The sequence below is a fragment of the Candidatus Symbiothrix dinenymphae genome, assembly GCF_001431085.1.
Genome location: NZ_BBRU01000390.1, coordinates 1 through 458, shown reverse-complemented (window position 1 = coordinate 458; position 458 = coordinate 1). Strand labels below are relative to the sequence as shown.

At 42.8% G+C, this 458-nt stretch carries 1 protein-coding gene; it reads left to right on the top strand.

The features are described 5' to 3' along the window. Positions 1-342, top strand: a 342-nt coding sequence (gene rsmI / locus ASC50_RS04490; RefSeq protein ID WP_420885210.1) for a 16S rRNA (cytidine(1402)-2'-O)-methyltransferase, incomplete at its 5' end; no start/stop codon positions are given. Positions 343-458: the final 116 nt, after the last annotated feature.

The window sequence follows — 458 nt, the reverse complement described above, 5'->3', positions numbered from 1 at the left end:
GGATTGCCGATGGACAGGTTTTGTTTCGAGGGATTTTTACCCGTAAAAAAAGGACGAAACACCCGTTTGGAGGCATTGGTAGAGGAAACGCGGACAATGATTTTTTACGAATCGCCGTTTCGCGTAGTCAAAACGCTAACGCAGTTGGCAGATTTTTTGGGAGAAGACCGGTTGGCTTCTGTTTCGAGGGAGATTTCGAAAAAATTTGAAGAAACGGTGCACGGCACATTGCAAGAATTGATAACTCATTTCACAGCCCACGAACCTCGCGGTGAGTTTGTGCTGGTGGTGGAGGGAAAAAATAAAATGAATGTTGAAAAAAATAACGATAGAAGGCAATAAAATAATGAAAAAAGCGATAATTTTTTCATTACTCGCTCTGTTCCTTTTTAGCACGTCTTGTGGTGACAAAAAGGCGACGCCGGTTGCGGATAACAAAATGGGGATGCTTGAAAAGC